Origin of the sequence: Alicyclobacillus acidoterrestris (genome assembly GCF_022674245.1) — a bacterium.
GTDB classification, from domain to species: Bacteria; Bacillota; Bacilli; order Alicyclobacillales; family Alicyclobacillaceae; genus Alicyclobacillus; species Alicyclobacillus acidoterrestris.
On record NZ_CP080467.1, the window covers coordinates 494,528 to 517,437 of the forward strand.

General features: G+C 48.2%; 27 protein-coding genes and 3 pseudogenes. 16 read left to right on the forward strand and 14 right to left on the reverse strand.

The features are described from left to right. Nucleotides 1–25 precede the first annotated feature (25 nt). Nucleotides 26–1,200, reverse strand: a pseudogene (locus K1I37_RS02315) (IS110 family RNA-guided transposase). 247 nt (nucleotides 1,201–1,447) lie between these two features. Between K1I37_RS02315 and K1I37_RS02320 the strand changes: the two are divergent. The 6 genes from K1I37_RS02320 (at nucleotide 1,448) to tnpC (K1I37_RS02345) (ending at nucleotide 6,622) form a co-directional block, all read left to right on the forward strand. Next, nucleotides 1,448–2,800, forward strand: coding sequence for a DDE-type integrase/transposase/recombinase (locus tag K1I37_RS02320; RefSeq protein WP_242215967.1), 1,353 nt, complete (start codon nucleotides 1,448–1,450; stop codon nucleotides 2,798–2,800). Next, nucleotides 2,793–3,596: an ExeA family protein gene (locus tag K1I37_RS02325; protein ID WP_322790869.1), complete on the forward strand. Its 804-nt coding sequence runs from the start codon at nucleotides 2,793–2,795 to the stop codon at nucleotides 3,594–3,596. The genes K1I37_RS02320 and K1I37_RS02325 overlap by 8 nt, the downstream gene beginning before the upstream one ends. Further along, nucleotides 3,596–3,826 carry a DUF5348 domain-containing protein gene (locus K1I37_RS02330; RefSeq protein ID WP_242215969.1) on the forward strand — a complete coding sequence of 77 codons (231 nt, stop codon included), beginning with the start codon at nucleotides 3,596–3,598 and terminating at the stop codon, nucleotides 3,824–3,826. Before K1I37_RS02325 ends, K1I37_RS02330 begins: the two co-directional genes overlap by 1 nt. Before the next feature lie 438 nt (nucleotides 3,827–4,264). Continuing rightward, complete coding sequence (gene tnpA / locus K1I37_RS02335) at nucleotides 4,265–4,591, forward strand: IS66 family insertion sequence element accessory protein TnpA (RefSeq protein WP_021295100.1); 327 nt, start codon at nucleotides 4,265–4,267, stop codon at nucleotides 4,589–4,591. After that, nucleotides 4,585–4,944, forward strand: a complete 360-nt coding sequence (tnpB, locus tag K1I37_RS02340; RefSeq protein WP_021295101.1) for an IS66 family insertion sequence element accessory protein TnpB — start codon at nucleotides 4,585–4,587, stop codon at nucleotides 4,942–4,944. The genes tnpA and tnpB overlap by 7 nt, the downstream gene beginning before the upstream one ends. Before the next feature lie 85 nt (nucleotides 4,945–5,029). After that, nucleotides 5,030–6,622 carry an IS66 family transposase gene (gene tnpC, locus K1I37_RS02345; RefSeq protein WP_146824594.1) on the forward strand — a complete coding sequence of 531 codons (1,593 nt, stop codon included), beginning with the start codon at nucleotides 5,030–5,032 and terminating at the stop codon, nucleotides 6,620–6,622. A gap of 99 nt (nucleotides 6,623–6,721) precedes the next feature. Here the strand turns inward: tnpC (K1I37_RS02345) and K1I37_RS02350 are convergent, their stop codons facing one another. The 5 genes from K1I37_RS02350 to K1I37_RS21725 all read right to left on the reverse strand — a co-directional run bounded on the left by K1I37_RS02350 (nucleotide 6,722) and on the right by K1I37_RS21725 (nucleotide 9,877). Further along, nucleotides 6,722–6,910 (reverse strand): DinB/UmuC family translesion DNA polymerase, encoded by a 189-nt coding sequence (locus tag K1I37_RS02350; RefSeq protein WP_021295812.1) that lies wholly within the window; start codon nucleotides 6,908–6,910, stop codon nucleotides 6,722–6,724. A gap of 16 nt (nucleotides 6,911–6,926) precedes the next feature. After that, on the reverse strand, nucleotides 6,927–7,742 hold the full coding sequence (locus K1I37_RS02355; protein ID WP_021295811.1) for a Y-family DNA polymerase: 816 nt from the start codon (nucleotides 7,740–7,742) through the stop codon (nucleotides 6,927–6,929). Further along, the gene (locus K1I37_RS02360; RefSeq protein WP_021295810.1) at nucleotides 7,739–7,993 is read right to left on the reverse strand and encodes a YhjD family protein; all 255 of its coding nucleotides are present in this window, start codon (nucleotides 7,991–7,993) and stop codon (nucleotides 7,739–7,741) included. The genes K1I37_RS02355 and K1I37_RS02360 overlap by 4 nt, the downstream gene beginning before the upstream one ends. A gap of 446 nt (nucleotides 7,994–8,439) precedes the next feature. Then, nucleotides 8,440–9,642, reverse strand: coding sequence for a transposase (locus K1I37_RS02365; RefSeq protein WP_021295574.1), 1,203 nt, complete (start codon nucleotides 9,640–9,642; stop codon nucleotides 8,440–8,442). A gap of 124 nt (nucleotides 9,643–9,766) precedes the next feature. Beyond that, nucleotides 9,767–9,877: a putative holin-like toxin gene (locus K1I37_RS21725; protein WP_021295573.1), complete on the reverse strand. Its 111-nt coding sequence runs from the start codon at nucleotides 9,875–9,877 to the stop codon at nucleotides 9,767–9,769. Nucleotides 9,878–10,522: 645 nt separating this feature from the next. On the opposite strand from K1I37_RS21725, the gene K1I37_RS02370 reads away from it, so the two are divergent. The 4 genes from K1I37_RS02370 (at nucleotide 10,523) to K1I37_RS02385 (ending at nucleotide 12,590) form a co-directional block, all read left to right on the forward strand. Then, a complete protein-coding gene (locus tag K1I37_RS02370) occupies nucleotides 10,523–11,122 on the forward strand; it encodes a hypothetical protein (protein ID WP_152498739.1) in 600 nt (199 codons plus the stop codon). Nucleotides 11,123–11,203: 81 nt separating this feature from the next. Further along, nucleotides 11,204–11,791, forward strand: coding sequence for a hypothetical protein (locus tag K1I37_RS02375; RefSeq protein ID WP_152498738.1), 588 nt, complete (start codon nucleotides 11,204–11,206; stop codon nucleotides 11,789–11,791). 12 nt (nucleotides 11,792–11,803) lie between these two features. Further along, nucleotides 11,804–12,247, forward strand: coding sequence for a disulfide bond formation protein B (locus tag K1I37_RS02380; RefSeq protein WP_081653995.1), 444 nt, complete (start codon nucleotides 11,804–11,806; stop codon nucleotides 12,245–12,247). Nucleotides 12,248–12,323: 76 nt separating this feature from the next. Further along, on the forward strand, nucleotides 12,324–12,590 hold the full coding sequence (locus K1I37_RS02385) for a hypothetical protein (RefSeq protein ID WP_021295571.1): 267 nt from the start codon (nucleotides 12,324–12,326) through the stop codon (nucleotides 12,588–12,590). A gap of 459 nt (nucleotides 12,591–13,049) precedes the next feature. Here the strand turns inward: K1I37_RS02385 and K1I37_RS02390 are convergent, their stop codons facing one another. After that, the gene (locus K1I37_RS02390; protein ID WP_242215970.1) at nucleotides 13,050–13,448 is read right to left on the reverse strand and encodes an integrase core domain-containing protein; all 399 of its coding nucleotides are present in this window, start codon (nucleotides 13,446–13,448) and stop codon (nucleotides 13,050–13,052) included. A 182-nt stretch (nucleotides 13,449–13,630) separates the two neighbouring features. On the opposite strand from K1I37_RS02390, the gene K1I37_RS21730 reads away from it, so the two are divergent. The 4 genes from K1I37_RS21730 to K1I37_RS02405 are packed head-to-tail and all read left to right on the forward strand — an operon-like array spanning nucleotide 13,631 to nucleotide 16,569. Continuing rightward, the gene (locus K1I37_RS21730) at nucleotides 13,631–14,176 is read left to right on the forward strand and encodes a DUF6431 domain-containing protein (protein WP_081653889.1); all 546 of its coding nucleotides are present in this window, start codon (nucleotides 13,631–13,633) and stop codon (nucleotides 14,174–14,176) included. Nucleotides 14,177–14,190: 14 nt separating this feature from the next. Continuing rightward, complete coding sequence (locus tag K1I37_RS02395) at nucleotides 14,191–15,543, forward strand: DDE-type integrase/transposase/recombinase (RefSeq protein ID WP_242215919.1); 1,353 nt, start codon at nucleotides 14,191–14,193, stop codon at nucleotides 15,541–15,543. Further along, entirely contained in the window at nucleotides 15,536–16,339 is an 804-nt protein-coding gene (locus K1I37_RS02400) for an ExeA family protein (RefSeq protein ID WP_021295037.1), read from the forward strand. The genes K1I37_RS02395 and K1I37_RS02400 overlap by 8 nt, the downstream gene beginning before the upstream one ends. Next, on the forward strand, nucleotides 16,339–16,569 hold the full coding sequence (locus tag K1I37_RS02405; RefSeq protein ID WP_031217800.1) for a DUF5348 domain-containing protein: 231 nt from the start codon (nucleotides 16,339–16,341) through the stop codon (nucleotides 16,567–16,569). The genes K1I37_RS02400 and K1I37_RS02405 overlap by 1 nt, the downstream gene beginning before the upstream one ends. 104 nt (nucleotides 16,570–16,673) lie before the next feature. On the opposite strand, the gene K1I37_RS21735 is transcribed toward K1I37_RS02405, so the two are convergent. Both K1I37_RS21735 and K1I37_RS02410 read right to left on the reverse strand, forming a co-directional pair. After that, the gene (locus K1I37_RS21735; RefSeq protein ID WP_407653220.1) at nucleotides 16,674–16,964 is read right to left on the reverse strand and encodes an IS3 family transposase; all 291 of its coding nucleotides are present in this window, start codon (nucleotides 16,962–16,964) and stop codon (nucleotides 16,674–16,676) included. A 196-nt stretch (nucleotides 16,965–17,160) separates the two neighbouring features. Then, entirely contained in the window at nucleotides 17,161–17,649 is a 489-nt protein-coding gene (locus K1I37_RS02410; RefSeq protein ID WP_322790878.1) for a transposase, read from the reverse strand. Between the two features lie 578 nt (nucleotides 17,650–18,227). Here K1I37_RS02410 and K1I37_RS02415 point away from each other — a divergent pair. Together K1I37_RS02415 and K1I37_RS02420 are read left to right on the forward strand one after the other, a co-directional pair. Further along, nucleotides 18,228–18,458, forward strand: a complete 231-nt coding sequence (locus tag K1I37_RS02415; protein WP_021294690.1) for a sigma factor-like helix-turn-helix DNA-binding protein — start codon at nucleotides 18,228–18,230, stop codon at nucleotides 18,456–18,458. Then, nucleotides 18,455–18,670, forward strand: a complete 216-nt coding sequence (locus K1I37_RS02420) for a helix-turn-helix domain-containing protein (protein ID WP_021294691.1) — start codon at nucleotides 18,455–18,457, stop codon at nucleotides 18,668–18,670. The genes K1I37_RS02415 and K1I37_RS02420 overlap by 4 nt, the downstream gene beginning before the upstream one ends. A 413-nt stretch (nucleotides 18,671–19,083) precedes the next feature. On the opposite strand, the pseudogene tnpC (K1I37_RS22060) reads toward K1I37_RS02420, so the two are convergent. The 5 genes and pseudogenes from tnpC (K1I37_RS22060) to istA all read right to left on the reverse strand — a co-directional run. Further along, a pseudogene (gene tnpC / locus K1I37_RS22060) lies at nucleotides 19,084–20,086 on the reverse strand (IS66 family transposase); the annotation flags it as partial. Continuing rightward, nucleotides 20,001–20,345: a transposase domain-containing protein gene (locus tag K1I37_RS21750; protein WP_456057545.1), complete on the reverse strand. Its 345-nt coding sequence runs from the start codon at nucleotides 20,343–20,345 to the stop codon at nucleotides 20,001–20,003. The pseudogene tnpC (K1I37_RS22060) and the gene K1I37_RS21750, both read right to left, overlap by 86 nt. Before the next feature lie 78 nt (nucleotides 20,346–20,423). Then, a pseudogene (locus K1I37_RS02430) lies at nucleotides 20,424–20,735 on the reverse strand (ATP-binding protein); the annotation flags it as partial. Between the two features lie 108 nt (nucleotides 20,736–20,843). Continuing rightward, nucleotides 20,844–21,629, reverse strand: coding sequence for an IS21-like element helper ATPase IstB (istB, locus tag K1I37_RS02435; protein WP_242215972.1), 786 nt, complete (start codon nucleotides 21,627–21,629; stop codon nucleotides 20,844–20,846). After that, nucleotides 21,626–22,855 (reverse strand): IS21 family transposase, encoded by a 1,230-nt coding sequence (istA, locus tag K1I37_RS02440; RefSeq protein WP_242215973.1) that lies wholly within the window; start codon nucleotides 22,853–22,855, stop codon nucleotides 21,626–21,628. The genes istB and istA overlap by 4 nt, the downstream gene beginning before the upstream one ends. Nucleotides 22,856–22,910: the final 55 nt, after the last annotated feature.

Consider the following 22,910-nt stretch of genomic DNA (forward strand, 5'->3'; position numbering starts at 1 on the left):
TGAATATTCAGACGGGACGTTCGGTTTACGCGATTGGCTCGTATGGCTTTTTATCCCGTAAGACGGCATGAATGATGTATGTCAATTTACGCGCCACGGCGCCGGTTGCAGCTAAATGGTGTTTCCCTTGAGCCCGCTTCTGTTCGTAAAAATCTCTGAGAATTGGACTGTGTACCTTCGCGACACTTGCGGCAAGCCAGATGGCTCGGCGCAAATAAGGTGAGCCACGTTTGGACATTCGGTTGCGCGTTCCGGTGAATTCTCCTGAATGACGCACTGTAGGGTCAATTCCGGCGAATGCAACGAGCTTTACGCCAGTTGGAAATCGGGCTATATCGCCAATTTCACCGAGAATGGCAGCAGCCAAGACGGGACCTATACCTGGAATTGTGACAAGGTTGGTATCCACGGCTTCGAGACGCTTTTTGATCTCACTGTTCAGTGAATCCAATTGCTCCTCTGTGAAGCGAATCTGCTGGAGAAGCAGGCGCAATTGCAGTCGATACGCGTCCAGTGCTGTGTCGATGCCGAACGACGCAGCAGCGGCAGATTTGAGTTCTTCCGCTTTGTCCAGTCCGAGACGGTTCCGACTATGTTTGGCAATGAAGGCCGCCAGTTCTTCTGTATCTACGGCAAGGATCTCTTCCGGTGTTGTGTATTCCATCAATAATTCGGAGGACGTCTTACCAAATAGGTCTGAGAAGAGTCGCTCGTATTCGGGAAACAGCATATCTAGCACGCTGATGACCTGTCGCTTTAGGTCTGAAATTGAGTCTACCAGACTGAATCGGAATCGGCTCAATTGACGCAAGGCAACAATTTCATCACTGCCGAGTTCTGTCGTACTGTATCGTCCAAAGCGCAACACTTCAGCAATGATGAATGCATCCTTCGTGTCATTCTTGGTTTGTCGAATGTACATGTTTCGAAAGGCATCCGACTGAATGGGTTGATGACACGCACCCGTATGCCATGTTTACGGAGAAACGAGTGTAGAGCCAACCAGTAGTGACCAGTGGCCTCCATTGCGACTTCTGTGGATGACAAATCGTGATCGACATTCTGCATCCACTGAATGAGCTTCTGGCCTCCAGCCTGAGTATTTGGGAAGCGCAAAGTCTTGCCTTGGCTCTGCCCAGTTGAATCGATCATGCAGGCTTCATGATTACGCTTAGCAATATCAATACCAACAAAATACATTGCACGTACCTCCAAATGGGTCGGATCCGCACAACCTTGCGATCTACAACCTAGTTTGAGATTCGGAGATAGGGTATAAACCCTTCAACATCCAGCTCATTCGTAACGCTCGCAAGGCGGGGACTACACTCTTTAAGTCGAGAACCAATGGTCCCAAGGAGAGGTTCGTAGTACCCCGACCACTACGAGAATTTTATCTCAAAACTCTTTGGAGTACGTGACATCAATATACTAGGAGAGGTTAGCCATGAAAGATTGGAAAAAAGCGGAGGATGTGGCCGTGTATCGTGTTCAGTTGTTGTCTCCACTTTTGGAAGATGGACTGGATTCAGCGCAACTTCGCAGACGCAAGGCAGAGATCTGTGCACAGACCGGGTTATCGGAACGAACATTGCGCCGCTATTTAGCTACATTTCGTGAACAAGGTTTTGAGGGACTCAAACCGAGGTCAAAATCTAGCCGTCGAGCTCAGGTGATCCCGGATGAGATTCTGGAAGAGGCCATTTTGTTGCGCAGAGAGGTTCCTTCTCGAAGCGTCTCGCAGATCATTCGTATTCTCGAATGGGAAGGAAAAGTGGCGCTTGGGGAAATTCGGAGAACAACTCTTCAAGAGAAACTTGCTCGTCGAGGATATAGTGCTGGACACATGCGAATGTATGCTGAAACCGGTGTGGCAGCGCGTAGGTTTCAGCGCCGTCACCGCAATCAGTTGTGGCAATCGGACATCAAGTATGGCCCTTATCTCCCCATTGGAACGAATGGTTCAAAGCAACAGGTTTATCTCGTGGTTATGTTGGATGACGCAACTCGTTTTGTTCTCCACGGGAGGTTTTACCCCACGCTGGACCAAGCCATTGTGGAAGACTGCTTTCGCCAAGCTGTACAAAAGCACGGTATACCAGAAGCTATCTACTTTGACAACGGCAAACAATTCAGAACCAAATGGATGACTCGAACCTGTTCAAAGCTCGGGACACGGCTGCTTTACGCGAAACCCTATGCGCCGGAGTCGAAGGGAAAAGTAGAACGGTTTAATCGTATCGTCGACTCGTTTCTGGACGAAGTCGCTGCGGCGAAACCTAAGACATTGGAACAATTGAATCAACAATTTGAGGTCTGGTTAAGTGAATGTTATCAGAACCAACCTCACTCCGCACTTCAGAATCAGATGAGCCCCGAGACTGCCTATCGTAGCGACCGTAAAGCCATTCGTTTCATCTCACCAGAGAGCATCGCGGATGCCTTTTTGCATGCCGAAACTCGAAAAGTGGACAAGTCCGGTTGTATCAACTTCATGGGTAAGAAGTATGAAGTGGGTTTGTCATTCATCGGTTGTAAGGTGAATGTCATATACGACCCTGCAGATATCACGGAACTCACCATCGAATACGCGGGTCACCAGCCTTGGACTGTGGGAGAACTGGTGATTGGTGAACGGGCTGGGCAAAGACCTAAATTGCCAGAGCAGTTCGAGAACCAAAACGTTGACACATCTCGTCTGTTGGATGCAGCCGAGAAGAAGCATCAAGAGCGGATTGAGCGTATCACGCCTGCAGTCCGCTATGACACGGTCTGGAAGGAGGAGAATGGTCGTGTTTAAATCCTTCTACGGCTTTACTCACACGCCCTTCTCACGAGATATTCCAACAGATGAACTCTACATGTCATCTACACTGGAGGACATTCTTGGTCGGCTGAAGTATGCTGCGGAGCGTCAGTGGTTTGCAGTGGTGACTGGAGATTGTGGAACCGGAAAAACCACAACCATCCGTCGTTTCTCGGAGGCGTTGGAACAGTCGAAGTTCAAAATTCTGTACCTGTCGGATTCTAAGCTGACCCCACGACATTTTTACAAGGGGATGCTCGAGCAACTCGGTTGCGAGGCTAAGTTTTATCGCGGCGACGCGAAACGTCAATTGCATCGTGAGATTGAGCTGATGCGTGGGATACATAGCCTCAGTCCAGTTGTGGTCGTAGACGAAGCACATCTGCTAGATCGGGAAATGCTCGAGGAAGTAAGATTTCTTTTGAATTTTAAAATGGATGCGCAAAGCCCCATGGCGCTCATTCTCGTCGGGCAAAATGAGTTATGGGAACGGCTCAACTTACAGGCTTACGCCGCCATTCGGCAACGCATTGACCTGCAGTGTAAGTTGCATCACTACGACCGCGCTGAAGTCGGGGCATACATTGAACGTCATCTAGCCTACGCGGTAGCTGGACAGCAATCTATTTTCTCGGATAAGGCTGTCGATGAAATCTATCGTTTCTCGGGTGGAGCTCCACGACTGGTCAACAAACTCTGTACGCACTGTCTCATGTATGGGGCTCAAAATCGGCAACGGATCATCGACGACCACATGGTCGAGCGCGTCATTCAAGGTGAATGCTCATGATGGCACGGAGATTACAGATGTTCTACGACAAAGAGTTGTCGCGTTGGGTGGTTGAGGGCAAAAACGAGTGGTACAGTTTGCACTGCGGGGAGATTGTGCAATTTCACATTGAACGCACAACGCTTAGTGGACGGCTAGAGCTTGGACGAACATCTTGGTACATCATCAGCGGCGACGTCGCGTTTGGACTCTTAGAAAATCGGCGATATTTGGTTAGCGTCGACCTTTAGAAACACTGTCGGGAGGGGAGGAAACTTCCTTCCCATTTTTGCAAGCGTTCTTGGACAGCGAATCCGTCAGTTCTCGGTCAACTTACACCGTCAGTTTTCGGACGTTATGCTATGTCAGTAACAGCTAGCGTCAAACGAAAACCCACTTGGTCCCTCGCCAAAAGCTTTAGAGGCAATCACAGCTGTTTTATCGGATCTCAATCGTTATCCCGATGCTCAGACTGCTGATTTAAAGCAAGCAATTGCCTCAAAGTATGGTTTGGCATCGGAACAATTAATAGTTACCAACGGTGCAGATGAGCTCATTACACTGGTTTCCGAGACGTTTTTAGAATCAGGCGATGAAGTCTTGTTACGTAAGCGTCAAATTCTCCCCACCTAGCGAGGCTGGGCAAACCCTGAAAGAATGTAGTTAAAACCTTTCAGGAGGTCATGGTCATGACAAAAGCAAATTTGGCACAGTTGCGAGAAACTTGGCAGGAGTGTGTGACCGCGTTCCACAACAGCGGACAAAGTGGCGCAGCGTGGTGTGCCGACCATGGTATCAAGGAACATCAACTCTGGTACTGGGTGCGCCGTTTTCGTGAACTCACCTCAACTCCTTCCTCTTCGCCTGACTTTCTACCAGTGCAAATTCGGGAATCTCTTTCGGTTACGAACACTCCCTTGCTGGTTCGAGTCGGAGCAGCCGCGATTGAAGTGCATCCGGGATATGACGCCCAATTGTTGCTCGACCTAATCAGGACGCTCGTAGGTTCATGCTGAGCAACATCGGTCCAGAGCAGCGAGTCTATCTAGCGTGCGGTGTCACGGATATGCGTAAGAGCATCGACGGATTAGCTGCGTTGGTACAAGCACAATTTCAGTTGGACCCGTTCTCTCCGTGTTTGTTCGTCTTTTGTAACCGTCAACGGGATAAGCTCAAAATTCTATGCTGGCAGCATAACGGGTTCTGGCTATTCTATCGACGATTGGAACGAGGCCGGTTTGAGTGGCCCAATTCGGCCGAGGATAAGACGGTTGTCATTAGCCACCGAGAGTTGAATTGGTTGCTGGACGGATTGTCCCTCAACCAGCAGAAAGCCCATCCAAAGGTGGTGGCACAAACGGTCGTTTGAGTGTCCAGAAGCAGCTATGGATGCGATGGAGGAAATCATTGAAAATCTTGATACGACAAGGATTTCGGGCATGCGTGTCGAAGAAATGGGTATGGAAAATACATCGGTAGAAACCATCGAACAAATAGAAGTTTTACAACGACGCTGCGTGTCCTTGGAGCAAGAGAACGCCGAGTTGAAACAGCAAGTGAACCTGCTGCTTGAGCAACGGCGTCTGGATCGGCAAAAGCGTTTCGGAATGTCCAGTGAGCAGTCAGATGCTGACCAGATGCGGTTGTTCAATGAGGCCGAAGTGGCATCGGATGAAGAACCCGAGGCAGAAGAGCCATCGGTTGAAAACGCGACGCAAAAACAGCGTAAGAAGCAACCTGGACAGCGGGCAGCTATGCTGGCGCACCTCCCTGTTGAGCGGATAGAGTATCGCTTATCGGAAGAGGAACGTGTTTGTCCGTGTTGTGGTGGACTCATGCACGAAATGAGCGCAGAGATACGCCGAGAACTTAAGCATATTCCGGCGCAAACGGTCGTCGTTGAGCGTGTGCAATATGTCTACGGCTGCCGACCGTGTGAGAAGGTTGAAATTCATCCTCCCGTGGTCAAGGCGAGCACGCCACGCCCAGCGTTTCCGGGGAGTTTGGCGTCCCCATCCATGGTGGCTTATATCATGAACAAGAAGTTTGTAGAAGGTATGCCCTTGTATCGGCAGGAACAGCAGTTTACCCGACAGGGCTTAGCCATCTCTCGCCAGACCATGGCAAATTGGGTGGTGGCCGGAGCCACGCGTTGGCTCAGCCCCATATTCGAAAGGCTCCATGAGGAACTACTTACCCAGCGTTACTTACACGCAGATGAGACGACACTGCAAGTGCTGCACGAGCCAGGGCGGGCGGCCGATTCGAAATCATATATGTGGCTGTACCGAAGCGGGCGTGATGGGCCACCAATTGTTCTGTACGACTATCAAGAAACTCGGTCGAAGGAGCATCCGAAGAAGTTTCTTCAAGGGTTCAAGGGGTATCTTCACGTAGATGGATATCCCGGTTACCACGACCTGGAGAACGCCACACTGGTTGGGTGTTGGTCGCATGCCCGTCGCGGCTTCAATGACGCACTGCAGACGCTACCGGCGGCCGAGCAGAAGAAGCCTTCAACCGCAAGGAGCGGGCTTCAATATTGCAACGAGTTATTCAAAATTGAGCGCGGGCTAAAAAACGCCACTGCAGAAGAACGCCGAGCAGGACGGGAAAAGCAAAGTCGACCAGTGCTTGACGCTTTTTCAGCATGGCTTCATGAGCAGAGCGCACTCGTGTTGCCAAAGAGCGCTTTAGGCAAAGCGATTACGTATTGCATCAATCAATGGAGCAAGCTCGTTGTTTTCTTGGAAGACGGGAATCTGGAGTTGGATAACAACCGAAGTGAACGGTCGATTAAACCCTTTGTGATCGGTCGAAAGGCGTGGTTGTTCAGTAATACGCCGCGCGGGGCGAAGGCCAGTGCGATTACCTACAGTTTGGTGGAGACGGCGAAAGAGAATCGCCTCAACCCGTTTGCGTATCTCAGATATCTATTTGAGCAATTGCCCAACATCGACATCAACGATAATGACTCGTTAGATCAGTTCCTACCTTGGTCACCGCGATTGCCTGAGGAAGTACGTGCACCTAAAGGCAAATCATAAAACACGTGATTCCCCGTCTGACATTCAGGCGGGGAATTTTATCGATTGTCATTATTATTGCTACAACCAGCGAAGTCAAGTGTGTGGAGGATTTGACGCTTACTCGAGGAGGGCCAAGAGTTCCGGGTACAATTCCTCCGGAGAATTCGTGTGACGTGACAGGGTCTTCGCCTTCCAGAAGCCACCTTCCATGCGCTCATAGGTCACGCCTAAACCGACACGTCGGCCATGCTGATTGGCGCGGCGCAGGCGATAGCAAACCTCATCGAGCAGTTCCAAAATGACCACTGCGACCTCGGAACGCTCATAAAAGTCCCTTGGGCAGTGTTGTACGATGCGAAAACCCCTTGTGAGGCGCATGGTAGCTGTTTGGATTGATTTCACTGATGTCTTGACCATGGGACCATCGGTGAATAACGTCACCCCACACGCCAAAGCGTGCCCGTAGCTGTCCAACCGGTATCCGCGCCACATCACCAATTGTGTCGACCTTGAACTCACGCCGGAGCGTTTCAGCACGCTTTTTAAGCCCCCACATCTCTTCGACTTTAAGTGGGTGGAGCTGTGTAGGTATGTCATTCTCTTTCCACCATACGATGCCACCAGGCGTTTTCTTTGCCTTTGCGTTGGTCATCTTGGCCACCCATTTATTCTGCCCCAGCCCAATACGGCAGCGGATACGGAAAGTGTCCCATATCTTTGCCTGAAGCTTACGCGCTGCCTCAATCGGATCTGGAAACAAAGGCCAATCGGCGGGCAGCGCGAAAAAGCCCTCGTCAACGCTGAACTGCTCCTGCAGTGGAAAATGCAGTCGCATGGTCTCCTGAATACGCACGGACGTCTCAAGATAAAATCCCATGCGCGGACGGACAACAATGAGTCCTGGGACGAGACGTTGTGCCTCACCGAGTCGCATGGCATTACTTACACCAAACTTCTTAGCGGTCGGCGTGGCGGCCAGCACGATGCCGCTGCGTCTAGTCGGGTCCCCAGATACCACTAACGGCGGGTCGGTCGAATCGTCAAACTCCTTGCGGCGAGCGGCGAACTCCGGCCTCGATGCTACCTCACACGATGCATAGAAGCTCTGCATATCACACAAGCCGTATATCCATTTCATATGATCAACCCCGTCCGTTTCGCTCGGTTTTTTATTTCAGCATCAAGCATTTTTCGCATGTAAATTCCTTGATCATACATGCCGTTGTTGACAAATTTAACGGTGATGTCAAGTTCATTGGTTTGTATTTCGCTAATGGAGAGATTGGCCTTTTTTAGGTCATCCTTAAGATGTGCGATTTCTTGCTGTATGTAATCTCTCAGTAGACCGAGCAATAGCAAACGCCTTATTTCAGCAGTAGGTCGCTCCATTTTTGATGTACCTCCACGCGAACGTATGTTCTATTATGCTGTATTATACGAGTGATGAGTTTTACGATGCAAACATTTGTTCGGGTGCAATTTGTTCCATGTCACGAAAATCGCTTATTGTTGAATTTGTGGGGAGTGTCGCATAAAATAAGGATAAGGATTTTATTCTAATAAGAAGGAGCCAGAGTTGGCCCTCTGGCTCCTTACGGTACATCGCCTTGAGTGACGGTCTCCCGCACTCGGACGACTCAAGTGAATCGCCACAATCGTGGCAACCCAAAAAGAGTCACCCCTTGGCTGTGAACCTGACGGGGTGACTCTTACTTGAGCGTTTTGCAAAATAGCGTTTCTCGTTAAAACGAAAAAAGAAACAATCACTTATGCTAGTTCGCCTAAATTACAATTTCTTGATTTTTTGTTAGGGCTGCATTTTCTCGCTACTGTCGTTACGCGATCTCTTCTCCACGTACCAAGCTTTGCGTTGCAAGAGCAGAGGCGAGAAGAACAATTGTGTTCAGATAGACATGTGTTGTGACTTTTTCAATACCAGAAACGTGAGCATCATTTGCAGTCAGATGTACCTTCAGTCTTGAGTTGCAGCGCTCAACGGCTGTTCGTTCGTTGTACAACTCAGTCCATCGCCGGGTGTTACGGTGAGGGTTGGAATAGCGGCGCACATCCTCCGTGATGTTCCGTTTGAGCACCATACCGTAATTCGAGTCTGAGCAAGCTGTCGTACCAAGCGGGCAATCAACCTTCCCTAAGACATGCGGACAACGAAATTTCAATCGGTCTCCGTCGGCTCCCCAATACACCATGTCAAATCCCATGGAGCAGCGTGGTGTACCGTTTGAGGACATTCCAGAAGGTGGTTCTGTTTCTCTACGTTTATTGAGTGCAATGATTGCCTGTGCTCTATAATCCCGAGCCGCCTGGTAGTTCTTCACTTGGTCATACCCCGCATCCATCATGACAAACTTGAACTTCCATCCAAGGTTCTCGGCAATATCTTTCATAAGCGGGATGGCGATTTCACCGTCATAAACATGTGCCGGTGTGACCTCAAGAGATACCGGGAGTTCACTGGCAGTATCCACCGCAAGGTGAATCTTATAGCCGAACCAGGTGAGTTGATTGCCAAATGTGTCGTACTTGGCACCCCAGTTGGCGTTGCCAGTTTCCTGACTACGTAACTTTGGCTGTTTCCTTTCATATGCAGAGATCGCTGTACTGTCAATCGCGAGATGAGTTCCATCAATGATGCCTGCTTCTCGACATTGACTGACCAAGTCAACGAAGAGGGTTTTGGCAAGACCCTTTTCTGTAATGGTTGCAAAGACTCGACTGAGTGTTGAGATAGAGGGAACTCGTTTATCCAGGCGAAACCCGCATTGGTAACGGAATCGCAGGTCATTCACGAGCCGCTCATGCAGTCGGGTAAAGGTAGAGATGCCTTCTAATGGTGCTGCTAACAAAGCCCGCAAGATTGCCTCACGATTGATAGGTTTCGAACCCTGGGGTGACGAACTTTCCAACTTCACAGCGTACAGTTGAAGATCTAATGCCGAGAAGAATAGCTCCAAACGCTCACTGGACTCAATTTCTAACCAGGATTCAAAGGAAAACAGAGACTTTTGGAGAAGATACAAGTGGACTTCCCTCCTCGAGTATTTCTAGTTTAGTCACTTGAAATCTTCTCGATTTTTGGGGTGAAGTCCTTTTTTATGCTCTGTTAACCCTTGTCATACAAGGCTTTATAATTCTGCAAAACGCTCACTTATGTGAACGAAAAGCTATGACGATAGTTACTATGAGCGTAAGCAGCGCAATGAGAAACATGCCTGGTTGTAGTCCGACTCCTAGTGCCTGATATGTCACATCCATCGTCCGACCTCCCCCTGTCCGAGAGGACTTGCAGGAGAGGCGTCACCCGTGGTTCAACTAGTACCGTACATCTATTTTACTAGACAGGTTGATGGTTGACCAAGATTTTTCTACTGCGCTACTACATTGAACGTTTGCCGATATTTAAGTACGTATTAGGCAAGTCGGAAAAAGAAACACAGGAAAAAGCAGCGCGTGGTGGTGTTCCTCTAACTCCACAGGAGTACCGGACAAGTCGCAGAGATGCATTACACCAATTTGACAAGTGGGCAGTCGGCTTATGCTGACTGAGAGATCGGCGGCTATGTTGACACCATCGGATACAAGGTGGCGAACGGCGACTTGAGCGTTGAACGGGCGAAAGAGGCTATAGGTGCATGAGGACTATCAAAGTTAAACGAAAGCCACTCGGTTATTGATACCGAGAGCGAGTGGAAGCGGTAAGCGCGCGTGAAGAGCTGCAAACATTCCAGCGCGGTGAGGGGCTGCAAAATCGACTCGAATATCCAATGTAAATAACGGATTTTAGGGGGGTCCATCCATCAAAGTATATTATGATAAATATCATAATATACTGGAATTTTTGTTTGCCAAATGATACTATATAATTGAAATAAAAGTATTTTAGGAATGGAGATGGGGTTTTTGAAGAAAAAATGGTTACTAAGTTCAGTTTTTGTTTCAGGTATATTAGCATTTGCGCCTTCTGTAGTTATGGCTAAGACTAGTTCTGGTGGAGAAAATCCAATATCCATCAAGGTTACATCTTCTAATAGCACATGGCATCGTGTCTATCCTGCTTCTTTGTTATCAAAATCAAATTTATCAAATGCTCTTATCAACACAACTACTGCAAGTCCAAATTCGATTATAGGTCCTGGAGGAGGAGGTTGCGGCAATAACGGTGCTAATAACACTGGATGGGAAACCTTTACTGATGGGGCAAGTCAGTTACTTCTCTGTTCTTATGATGCTGGAGACCATTCAATGACGACGGATTACATTTTCGGTACAACTGATGGGGAAACCATAAGCAAACTTGCTGCGTATGTGGAATGGGATGGTAACGAAAATACAGCTCGAAGCCAAGGACCGTTTTATCCGGGTGGAATGACTTACTCGAACAACATCACTGAAAGTTGGAGTACATCTGGAACACACTCTGCAAGAGTAGGGATTGACGCCATACTTTCCGATTCCGTTGTAGATATTACTGAAACGGTTTCCCCACTTCACATTAGCTAATAATTAGCGGCCGTTTGTTTGCCCTGTATAAACAACAGGGCAAACTTCTTTTATCACTCCAGAAATAATCAGGTGATTTGGATGAGATTGTTTAACATACTTTCAATTGCTCTAACATCATTAACAATTACTTCGTTCTTAGCTGGATGTAATCAAGATAACTTTGTTCAAAAATCTTCAAATTTAATTCAGGTTTCGAATTTGACCCAAGAAGAGGTTGTACCGCTTGATAACAAAATGGATTGGAAAGATGAATCAAAATACATGTTGGAGTTAAAAAAAGTATCTATAGTTAATTCGCAAGGTGTATCTGTTTCAGTAACAAATTTATCTGAACCACTATTCTTTTCTGCATACTGGTGTCCACACTGTCAGCGAACTCTTGTTTCATTTGATAAAAACAAGTCCATAATACACGATGAGCCAATTGTCATTAGTACGGGATTTCCTCCTGGTACTACCTTAAAACAGGCGGTTGAGGCTACCAATCGTGAATTTCACGATTTGGGTGTATCAGGGTTTAAAACTTACTATTGCTTATCGGGTATAAGTAGTTCTCTTGTCCCGATATTTCCCACCATAATGTTTCACAATCACGATACCATTCATGTACTAGTTGGTGAACATACTTCATCGGTGTGGAATAAAGCATTTAAGGATCAAGGATAGAGGAGTGTATAGATGAAACTCTCCATGGAAAAAGAAGAATTGTTAATTACAGTAATATCATTAATAAGTACGACAATTAGTTTATATTGGAGCCTTGTTTTAGGTTGGATTCCTTGCGACTTTTGTTGGTACGAAAGAATTTGTATGTATCCTATTGTATTAATAGGTGTTGTTAATATTTTGCAAAAGCGAAACTCATTTATGTACACGGTACCACTAAGCGTTATAGGTATGGTTTTATCCTGTTATCATTATTTGATTCAAATTACCCCCAATTTATATAGTGGATGTACGTCATTTGTTTCTTGTTCTATACCACAATTCAAAATATTGGGGTTCGCTACACCGCCGTTATTTTCCTTTATAGCATTTGCTGTTATGTTTATAATAAAAATTAAATCAATAGGAACTCTTTTCAAAAATGAGAAATTGTTAGTCGTATTCCAAAGGAAATGACATCGTATTTTGGGTCAAGCGCTTCTCTTGTTGAGCCAACGAGTTATTTTTTATATTAGAGTGTGGAGGAACGTATATGTTTACTCAATTAAAACATGCACGAAAGTGGATCGACAAGGAAAACAAAATAGTCCAGGTAACAATTACTCTGGTTGGTAATGAAGACTTTCTCATGGTGGCAAATGTTGATTTAACGAACAAAAGTGTAGATATAGTACAAGGTGATTATGATTCTATACCCCGCCATGATCTTATGGATCGATTCATTCCACACGAGCAAAGACATGAACAAAATATTCTCGAACTTACTCAACTGTGGGCAAACAAAGGAGATGAATCTTAAACTATTATTAAGGGATATTTTAATCTCACAAGAAAAAACAACTTAATGAGGTACGCAATAAACACTTTAAGAACGGCAAAAGGCCGAGCTAAAAGCCCGGCCTTTTATAACAATGGTCTCTGGCAGCGCGGCGTAGCCTGCGTCTCTGGTGACTTGCCCGAAGGCAAGCACGTGGTAAATCTATGGATTTTCCGCCCCCCGACTTCCAACAGATATCGCGGACGTGACACACTTTCAATTACCGGGTTAATTGTCTCCTATTGATCGATGAGTGAACCCATTTTTTAAGACTTAACGCACACCGTTTACACTTCAGTTCACGTGCTGAAACAGCATATTTTTAATATAGAGCAAAGCGTATTGAACCCCGTCCTGTCAAGACAGATGTGCATAATTTTTTGAGATAACGCCATTCTATTCTGATAATTATCAGGTCTACGCTGCCTCTTTTGATTCCTTTCATTTTCTGAATTCCTGCGGTGTACGATAGCCCAACGCTGAGTGCGGGCGCTCTTTGTTGTAGAACTCAATATACGTTTTGATGGCGCTCTTGGCTTCCGCGAAGTTGTCGTATTCCTGCATCCAAACTTCTTCCTCCTTCAACGAACGGAAGAAACGTTCGATATAGCCATCTGCATCCGGGTTGTTATAACCTGTCCGTTCATGTTTTCTGAGCGTTAAGTTTGCCCCTCGTACCCCACTCGGGAATCGGTAGTTGAATGCGTTATCCACAGCCTGCAGCAATTCCTCTGTCCGGCAATAGCGCGAAAACGAATACCCCACAATTTCACGGTCGTACGCATCGATTACCGCAAATAGATATCCCCAGCCATCCTTACCACACCAAATTTTTGTCATATCGTGTTTTGGCCAATCCATAATGGCCGAAAGTTGACTGAATTGCCTGTCCAGGAGTTGACGTATATCATGTCCTTATCCTAGGAATGGAAAAGGACGTCTCCTTTTGCGTTGCACCGCCCGAACAGTGCAACAGGAAACGTCCCCAACTCGTATGGTAATTCTATCAGATTATCAGCTCGTTGAGCAGTCCACCCGAGTTTTTTGTTCGGAGTGAGGAATGCATCCCGTGTCCTTGCTGTCAGGGCCAACTTGTTGTATGCGGAAGCCGACGTAGACGTTATACGCAGAGTAACGGTGACCAACTCACCCTTATCATTCGGCGCCTTCGTTGCACGGAGTGTCATCGTATCCACCACGAACTCCCAGATATTCTTGTGCCCTACAAGCGCTATGACCGAGAAAGTATAGAGCAGATCATTACCGAATCATCCCCTTCAGTGGGGGCGGACGAATCCACCATCCGCCGTGTCCGTCAATGGTTCGAGACATGGTCTTCGTATGCTACCGGTTGTCTGGTTGCTATTGCAAACCGTCACGGCCGTGTGTTGGAACCGTCCTATCCAACACAATCCTCACTCCATCGAATTGGACATTTGGTCGGCGACGCCGTCGGGTGGATGGCCCGTGCTGTCCGCCCTATTGCAAATCTACATTTGTGGACACATACCCGTTCTGCCTTTGTGTCCGCTTCTTCTCTGTCTACTATTCAGGCTAACCCCACTTGAAGGAGAGGTTAGCCATGAAAGATTGGAAAAAAGCGGAGGATGTGGCCGTGTATCGTGTTCAGTTGCTGTCTCCACTTTTGGAAGATGGACTGGATTCAGCGCAACTTCGCAGACGCAAGGCAGAGATCTGTGCACAGACCGGGTTATCGGAACGAACATTGCGCCGCTATTTAGCTACATTTCGTGAACAAGGTTTTGAGGGACTCAAACCGAGGTCAAAATCTAGCCGTCGAGCTCAGGTGATCCCGGATGAGATTCTGGAAGAGGCCATTTTGTTGCGCAGAGAGGTTCCTTCTCGAAGCGTCTCGCAGATCATTCGTATTCTCGAATGGGAAGGAAAAGTGGCACCTGGGGAAATTCGGAGAACAACTCTTCAAGAGAAACTTGCTCGTCGAGGATATAGTGCCGGACACATGCGAATGTATGCTGAAACCGGTGTGGCAGCGCGTAGGTTTCAGCGCCGTCACCGCAATCAGTTGTGGCAATCGGACATCAAGTTTGGCCCTTATCTCCCCATTGGAACGAATGGTTCAAAGCAACAGGTCTATCTCGTGGTTATGTTGGATGACGCAACTCGTTTTGTTCTCCACGGGAGGTTTTACCCCACGCTGGACCAAACCATTGTGGAAGACTGCTTTCGCCAAGCTGTACAAAAGCACGGTATACCAGAGGCTATCTACTTTGACAACGGCAAACAATTCAGAACCAAATGGATGACTCGAACCTGTTCAAAGCTCGGGACACGGCTGCTTTACGCGAAACCCTATGCGCCGGAGTCGAAGGGAAAAATAGAGCGGTTTAATCGTATCGTCGACTCGTTTCTGGACGAAATCGCTGCGGCGAAACCTAAGACATTGGAACAATTGAATCAACAATTTGAGGTCTGGTTAAGTGAATGTTATCAGAACCAACCTCACTCCGCACTTCAGAATCAGATGAGCCCCGAGACTGCCTATCGTAGCGACCATAAAGCCATTCGTTTCATCTCACCAGAGAGCATCGCGGATGCCTTTTTGCATGCCGAAACTCGAAAAGTGGACAAGTCCGGTTGTATCAACTTCATGGGTAAGAAGTATGAAGTGGGTCTGTCATTCATCGGTTGTAAGGTGAATGTCATATACGACCCTGCAGATATCACGGAACTCACCATCGAATACGCGGGTCACCAGCCTTGGACTGTGGGAGAACTGGTGATTGGTGAACGGGCTGGGCAAAGACCTAAACTGCCAGAGCGGTTCGAGAACCAAAACGTTGACACATCTCGTCTGTTGGATGCAGCCGAGAAGAAGCATCAGGATCGGATTGAGCGTATCACGCCTGCAGTCCGCTATGACGCGGTCTGGAAGGAGGAGAATGGTCGTGTTTGAATCGTTCTACGGCTTTACTCACACGCCCTTCTCACGAGATATTCCAACAGATGAACTCTACATGTCATCTACACTGGAGGACATTCTCGGTCGGCTGAAGTATGCTGCGGAGCGTCAGTGGTTCGCAGTGGTGACTGGAGATTGTGGAACCGGAAAAACCACAACCATCCGTCGTTTCTCGGAGGCGCTGGAACAGTCGAAGTTCAAAATTCTGTACCTGTCGGATTCTAAGCTGACCCCACGACATTTTTACAAGGGGATGCTCGAGCAACTCGGTTGCGAGGCTAAGTTTTATCGCGGCGACGCGAAACGTCAATTGCATCGTGAGATTGAGCTGATGCGTGGGATACATAGCCTCAGTCCAGTTGTGGTCGTAGACGAAGCACATTTGCTAGATCGGGAGATGCTCGAGGAAGTAAGATTTCTTTTGAATTTTAAAATGGATGCGCAAAGTCCTATGGCGCTAATTCTCGTCGGACAGAGTGAGCTCTGGGAACGGCTCAACTTACAGGCTTACGCCGCCATTCGGCAACGCATTGATCTACAGTGTAAGTTGCATCACTACGACCGCGCTGAAATCGGGGCATACATTGAACGTCATCTAGCCTACGCGGTAGCTGGACAGCAATCTATTTTCTCGGATAAGGCTGTCGATGAAATCTATCGTTTCTCGGGTGGAGCTCCACGACTGGTCAACAAACTCTGTACGCACTGTCTCATGTATGGGGCTCAAAATCGGCAACGGATCATCGACGACCACATGGTCGAGCGCGTCATTCAAGGTGAATGCTCATGATGGCACGGAGATTACAGATGTTCTACGATCCAGAGTTGTCGCGTTGGGTGGTTGAGGGCAAAAATGAGTGGTACAGTTTGCACTGCGGGGAGATTGTGCAATTTCACATTGAACGCACAACGCTTAGTGGACGGCTAGAGCTTGGACGAACATCTTGGTACATCATCAGCGGCGACGTCGCGTTTGGACTCTTAGAAAATCGGCGATATTTGGTTAGCGTCGACCTTTAGAAACACTGTCGGGAGGGGAGGAAACTTCCTTCCCATTTTTGCAAGCGTTCTTGGACAGCGAATCCGTCAGTTCTCGGTCAACTTACACCGTCAGTTTTCGGACGTTATGCTATGTCAGTAACAATATCGCACTGGGAGTGTTCGTTTGACTGACTCACCGGAATTTTCCCAGACCGCTTCTTTCGGGAAGCTTCTCGCTGTGGGGATTTGACCAACAATCCCATTTCCCGCATGAGCCGATGTACTCGTTTATGGTTTACCTGCATGCTGTATTGACGACGCAACATGACCTTGATTCTACGGTATCCATATCGTGGGAATCTCTCGCATAGATGGCGAATCCGCTGTTTCAATAGGGCGTCTTTCTCAATAACCGCTTTTTTCGCCTTCTTCACAGGCTCCTTTAACAAGCTATAACCCCGGATTTCGACGATTAGGTGATTGAGGTCATTGACCGGGGCGTGTTTTCAAGTATTTGGTGGATTTGTTAGTGAAAACGGCGAAATCATGGTACGGAACTAGAGCAATGGACACAATTCCCCCCTCCCCAAGCCAGGCTATGAACTCCACTTTTTCAATTGGAAGAAAAATCTACGTGGCGGCATGAAGCATGAGCAACGACCGATGCTTGGCATACACGGGAAGACGAATGGTCCACTGGCGTGCATGACGCACTAGAATCCCAGGTAGATGGAATAGTCTTCGTCTGAGCCGTCCGGCGGTCCACTGTCGCACCCCTGGTTGAAGCGCGACGTGCTTCTCAGCGTTACCACGAAAGTTATAGAAGTGCCATACATCCTCGCCGCTCCAGTCAAGCGTTGTGGCAATCGCCTCGTATTCCCAGAGCCAATCCGCACACAGGCACTCCTGGGGGTCAATGTCCAAGCGACGTACAATTACGACCCGCCGAGGCTTGTCCCAGGATGTTGCCTGATACATGATGGAAGTAACGTCACAATGTTCCCGGTCACTCTCTGTGATGCAGTGCCAGAGGAGATTTGGCACTTGCGCCAACTGTGCGAGTCGCTTGGTCCACTTCAGTTTGATGACGTAATCCCGCTTATTCCTGATTATGGATATCCGGACTGCCTGTTACGGAGGTGCTGACACTTTTTGTCCTTAGAGGCGGAGTATAAAAGGCTGAATATTCAAACCGAAAATTCACGACTGAAATTACCCGCTTGACAATCAGCGTACGGTTTTATGCAATGCTAGTGATTCGGTATACATTCATTCATGATAGTAGCAAAAAAGTAGTAAAAAACGGAGGTAAAAACCTCCTTAAATATTGAGGGATGGAGAGAAAACTACACCACCTATCATAGAATCAGAAAATTAATACTTCTCGATGAGATAACAGAAAGGACGTGGCAAATTACAGATATAGTAAAAATGTATTGGTTGAATTTTGGAAGACATTGGAGTACATTACTTTCAAGATCAGAACGTATGTTCTTGTTTTAGTGAGCACAAGAGACTCGGGTGAGTCGTGTAAGGAGTGAATACCGGTGACAGATAAAAACCGCAACTTAGCTAGAGAAATCCGCTGGTGCACCACAGTAATTCATCACGCTGCGTTGCGCGCCAAACGAAAATATCGAAGGTGGGAAAGGGAACCGGTTGTACTGAATTAAACGAATGAAGAGGATGGGGCAGAGATGATTGATAAGATTCCCTGCCCAAATTCGGAGTGTGAATATAGAGAGCGCGAGCTTCAGTGGCTAATCGGGTGTCTACCAGTTGTCGAGCGGGATGTTATGAATAAGTTGTGCGTTTGTGAGTTCACGCAAAGCCAGACAGCGCACTTACTTGGCATTAGTCAACAACAGGTGAGTCGTGTCAGAGCGCGTGCGATTGCGAGACTAAAAAAAGAGTTGAGTGCCGAATGAGTTGCTCGGAAATAGATTTGCACAAGCTTCTTGAGATGTCGGCAAATGGGGACGAGGGCGCGTCTGAAGAGCTAGTCATACGGTTTAATCGGTTGATTCAAAAGGAATCTTTTATGAATGGGATGCCTAACGAGGATGTTGCACAAGACATTCGTGCTGAGCTGATTCGAGCGGTTCAACGTAGGTACAAGGCGAAGCAGAACTCGGAGTAATATCCGGGCACTCGAGGCTCCTTGTGAAGTACTACAGGCACAAGGAGTTGAGCACAATGGATAATACAACGGTGTAATCGTTCATTGTAAACTTAGTGGTCACGATCCTCTCTGCGGCAGACACCACCGCGGATAGGATACTTCTCAGCGGTCGCTGAGAAGTGGTTAGACTCCCGTCTATCTGTACACGAAGCGGCCAATGCCAGTTATGTTGTGTATACATTAAGCAGCATCACGCGGCCGTCGTACAGGACTTGAACCAACGTATTGTGAACGATGCCAAACAAAATGGGACGTTTACTACGAAACTGTGAGCGTCAAAGCGCGCACACGTATGGCTAGCTCGTCGCTAGAAAGTAGAATCTGAAACATCCCCACCAGCGAGTGATGGGGATGTTTCAGATCCATAAAGGTTATTTCCGTTTCGGGTGACGTGTTCGTTCAGGCAAGGCTTTAGACCACGGCATAAGCGACGCCATTGCATCATCATCACTGGTGTCCATGTTCGGCAACTGTTCGAATAGGTATTGAAGATAGGCAAAGGGGGTTAGCCCGTTCTCCTTGGCTGTCTCAACAATGCTGTAGGTGACCGCGCTGGCTGTTGCTCCCCGCGGTGTGTTACTAAACAACCACGCGCGACGGCCTAGTACGAAGGGCTTCATTGATCGTTCGGCACGGTTATTGTCGATCTCCAAGTTTCCATCTTCCAAAAACGTAACAAGCTTGGTCCACTGATTCAAACAGTATCCAATCGCTTTGCCCACGAGACTTTTCGGGAGCACTTCGTCCTTTTTTACATCAAGCCATGCTGAAAAAGCATCCAAGACTGGGCGACTTAGCTTGAACCGCTGTTCATAGCGTTCCTCGGATGGTATCTCTTTGAATTTGCGTTCCATTTTGAACAGCTGGTTGCAATAATCTAGCCCTTCCCTTGCCGTCGTCGCAGTCTTTCGTTTGTCTGCGGGAAGTGACTTCAGGGCTTTGTCAAATTCCCTTCGCGCGTGGCTCCAACAGGCAGAGAGTTTCACGTTGGGCACATCGTTGTAACCCTGATAACCATCCACGTGAAGGTATCCCGTAAAGCCCTTCAAAACGCGATTGGTAGAGCGGCATGCCTTCCAAGTATCTCTTCGTGATGATGTAGGCGACAGCGTCAGGAGAAGCCAAACTGCCTGGAAAAGCTGGACGAGGCATGGTCGCTTTCACAACGGGTGTCTTGATCTCTGTCTTCTCGCAAGGACGACAGCTGTAGATCATTTGTACATGTTCGACGATTTTCTTCTGAGCTGGCACAATCACGAGTTCTCGGCGAACTTCAGAACTCAGAACTTCAGAACTCATTTCGTGCATGGTTTCCCCACAGCACGGACACGCTCGTTGGTCTTCGGCAAGACGATACTCGATTCTTTCCGTCGGGTAGGTTCTTCAGCATTTCCTCTCGCGCTGCGGCGCGTCTCTTGCGTTTCTCATGAGCCATGGCTTCGGTTTCCTGCGGTAAGACCTCTTCCTCCACCTCTGTAGCCGCTTCCGTTTCCACTTCATTAAACAACCGCAGTTGATCCGCATCGGAACGCTCGCTGGAAGCGCCAAAACGCTTATGTTGAGCCAGACGCAACTGTTCTTCGTACCATGTCAGTTGCCGGGTCAGGTATTCTACTTTTTGCTCCAATTGCACATTTCGTTGGTGGAGCGATTCATAAGGTTCGATGGCTGTATTTGTCAAGCGAAAAATCCCCCAACCTAAAACTGGGCATCATGCAAGGTTTTGCTTTTCAAGCCACTCTTTCGTCTCTTTCATGTAAAACGAATTTCCGTTCATGTTATTCGTGTAGGATTGGTGAGTCAGCCGGTCAATCATGGCTGCTGTCATGACAGGATCTTGGAATATCTCGCTCCAACGTTCGAATGACAGATTTGTCGTGATCATGGTGGATTTGCGCCCAGCTCGTAGGGAGAGATGGGTAAATAGAAGCTCTGAGCCCTCCTTGTCGAATGAGATGTACCCCATTTCATCAGCGATGACGAGGTCGTACTTTTCGAACCGGCTTTGAATCTGGCGCAGCGTTGTCAACATCGGATTTAATTCCTCAAAAAAATCGGGTAGATTTCCCCAAAAACATCGGTTTTGATTTCCTCAAAATCATCGCGTAAGATTCCCCGGACATATGTTCGGTTAGTCTCTCACCTCTTCTCGCAGGGCATGGGTCACGCCCGCCTTGAGTTTATCCTTCATCCGGTAACTATTCCCGCGTATGTTGACCGTTGTCGCGTGGTGAAGCAAGCGATCAAGTAAAGCCGACGCCAACACCTGATCCCCAAACATGGCCCCCCAGTTGGTGAAACTTGTATTGGACGTGATAATCATCGCCCCTTGTTCATACCGCTCCGAGACCAGACGAAAGAAGTTTGCTGCATCCAGCGCGTCCAGTGGCAGATAACCAACCTCGTCGCAGATGAGGAGTTTCGGTTGGATGTATACCTTCAATCGCTTCTCTAAGCGGCCCTCCCGATGCGCTTTTCGTAAATCGGCGACCAACCGCTGCATGGTGACGAAATACACACTCATTCGGTTTTGCAAGGCCTCCATCCCCAGCGCGACAGCCAAATGTGTCTTTCCTACGCCAGGCGGACCGAGGAGAATGACGTTGTTGCGTTCCTCCACGAACGACAGTTGTGCTAATTCCCTGATTTGTCGTTCGTCGATGGACGGCTGAAACGTAAAATCGAAGTCTGCCAACGTCTTGTGATACGGGAAGTGTGCTAGGCTGAGGCGAGTATGGAGGTAGCGGTTGAACCGCTCCTCCGTCTCTGCCTCTAACAGACGAGACAGAAACTCGACATACGTCGCCTGTTTTCCCGCAGCCCACTCCAGGCTGGCTGGGAGAATCGACGCGGCCTTCTTTAACCCCAGTTCCAACAAAGATTCTTCCGTCTTGGCCAATAACAATGCTTCGCTCATTGCAATTGCCCTCCTGACGCGATTTGCTCATATACGTCCAGATCCCGTTGTTCCACGTCGGGTTCGACTTGAAGACCAGCGACTTTGCCCCGTGAATGCCTCGGCGTATCCATGGGGATACCTTTTACGTGCTCAGGGTTGATGGAGACTTGATGCTTGTCCACGAGACTATGCTCGGCGATAACCTGACCGCCATATTCAATTTGTAGACGGCCCGTTTCAAACGTGCGAACTAGAACATTTTTTCCCACGTACTGCCACGGCACAGAATACAGGCTGGCATTCCATGAGATTCGACAGTCGTTGAGGACCTTACGCAATGCGCTATACGCCAACAGATACCGATGTTTCGGCAGCCTCTGCAGTTTTTCGTCAGGGAACCGAGACTGCGGCCGCTCATGCGTTGTCCCATGGATGCGGATGTTGGCAACGGTATCTCTCCATATGACTGCCTGCTGATTGACATCTGCCAAGTCCACAAACGCGGTCGGCCAAAAGCTGTCGCGGATATAACGAATCGGGCGCTCAATTTTTCCTTTCGTACGACTGCGATAGGGTTTGCAGGCCTTGGGAACAAACCCATAATATTTGGCGAAATCCAAATAAGCCGGCTGCCATTCTACGTGCCCATGTCCGTCGTTAGACAGAACAAGTGGTGCACAGTTGTCACTGAGAATGGTCTTTGGTACCCCGTCAAAAAACTCAAGCGCATTGCGCAGGGCTTGTAGGATATGCAGTTGGTCTGACGCTTTGATAAACTCCAAATAGAGCATCCGGGAGTAGGATAGAACCATGGCAAAACACCATAACGTGCGCCGATTCTCCTCGGCGTCGATATACGGGAATGCACCTAGGTCGATCTGGGCCTGTTCACCAGGGCCTGTTTCGAACCGAACCGTTGCCTTGGCAGAGACAGCGGGGCGAAGCGGGTGCATAAACTCACGAAGAACCGTGATTCCACCCGTGTATCCCTGCTCCCGAATCTCTCGTAAAATCCGCTCCGCGTTCAGGACACCAAAACGCATCCGCTGTTCTACATACGGCTTATAGGGCTCCAACTTACTGCCTTTTCGTTTGGTTCCAGCTAAAGGCTTCTTTCCATCCTCCTGCTCTTGGACGACCTTTCGAATTGTCTTACGGTCATGTCCAGTTCTTCGAGAGAGTTCAGAGATACTCACGCCTTCCTGATACATCCTTCTAACTTCCATTTTCTCACTCTCCGTCATCGTGGCACCTCCCACAACGATGTGAACGGTGCCGTAAATTCGGCAAAGGGTGGGG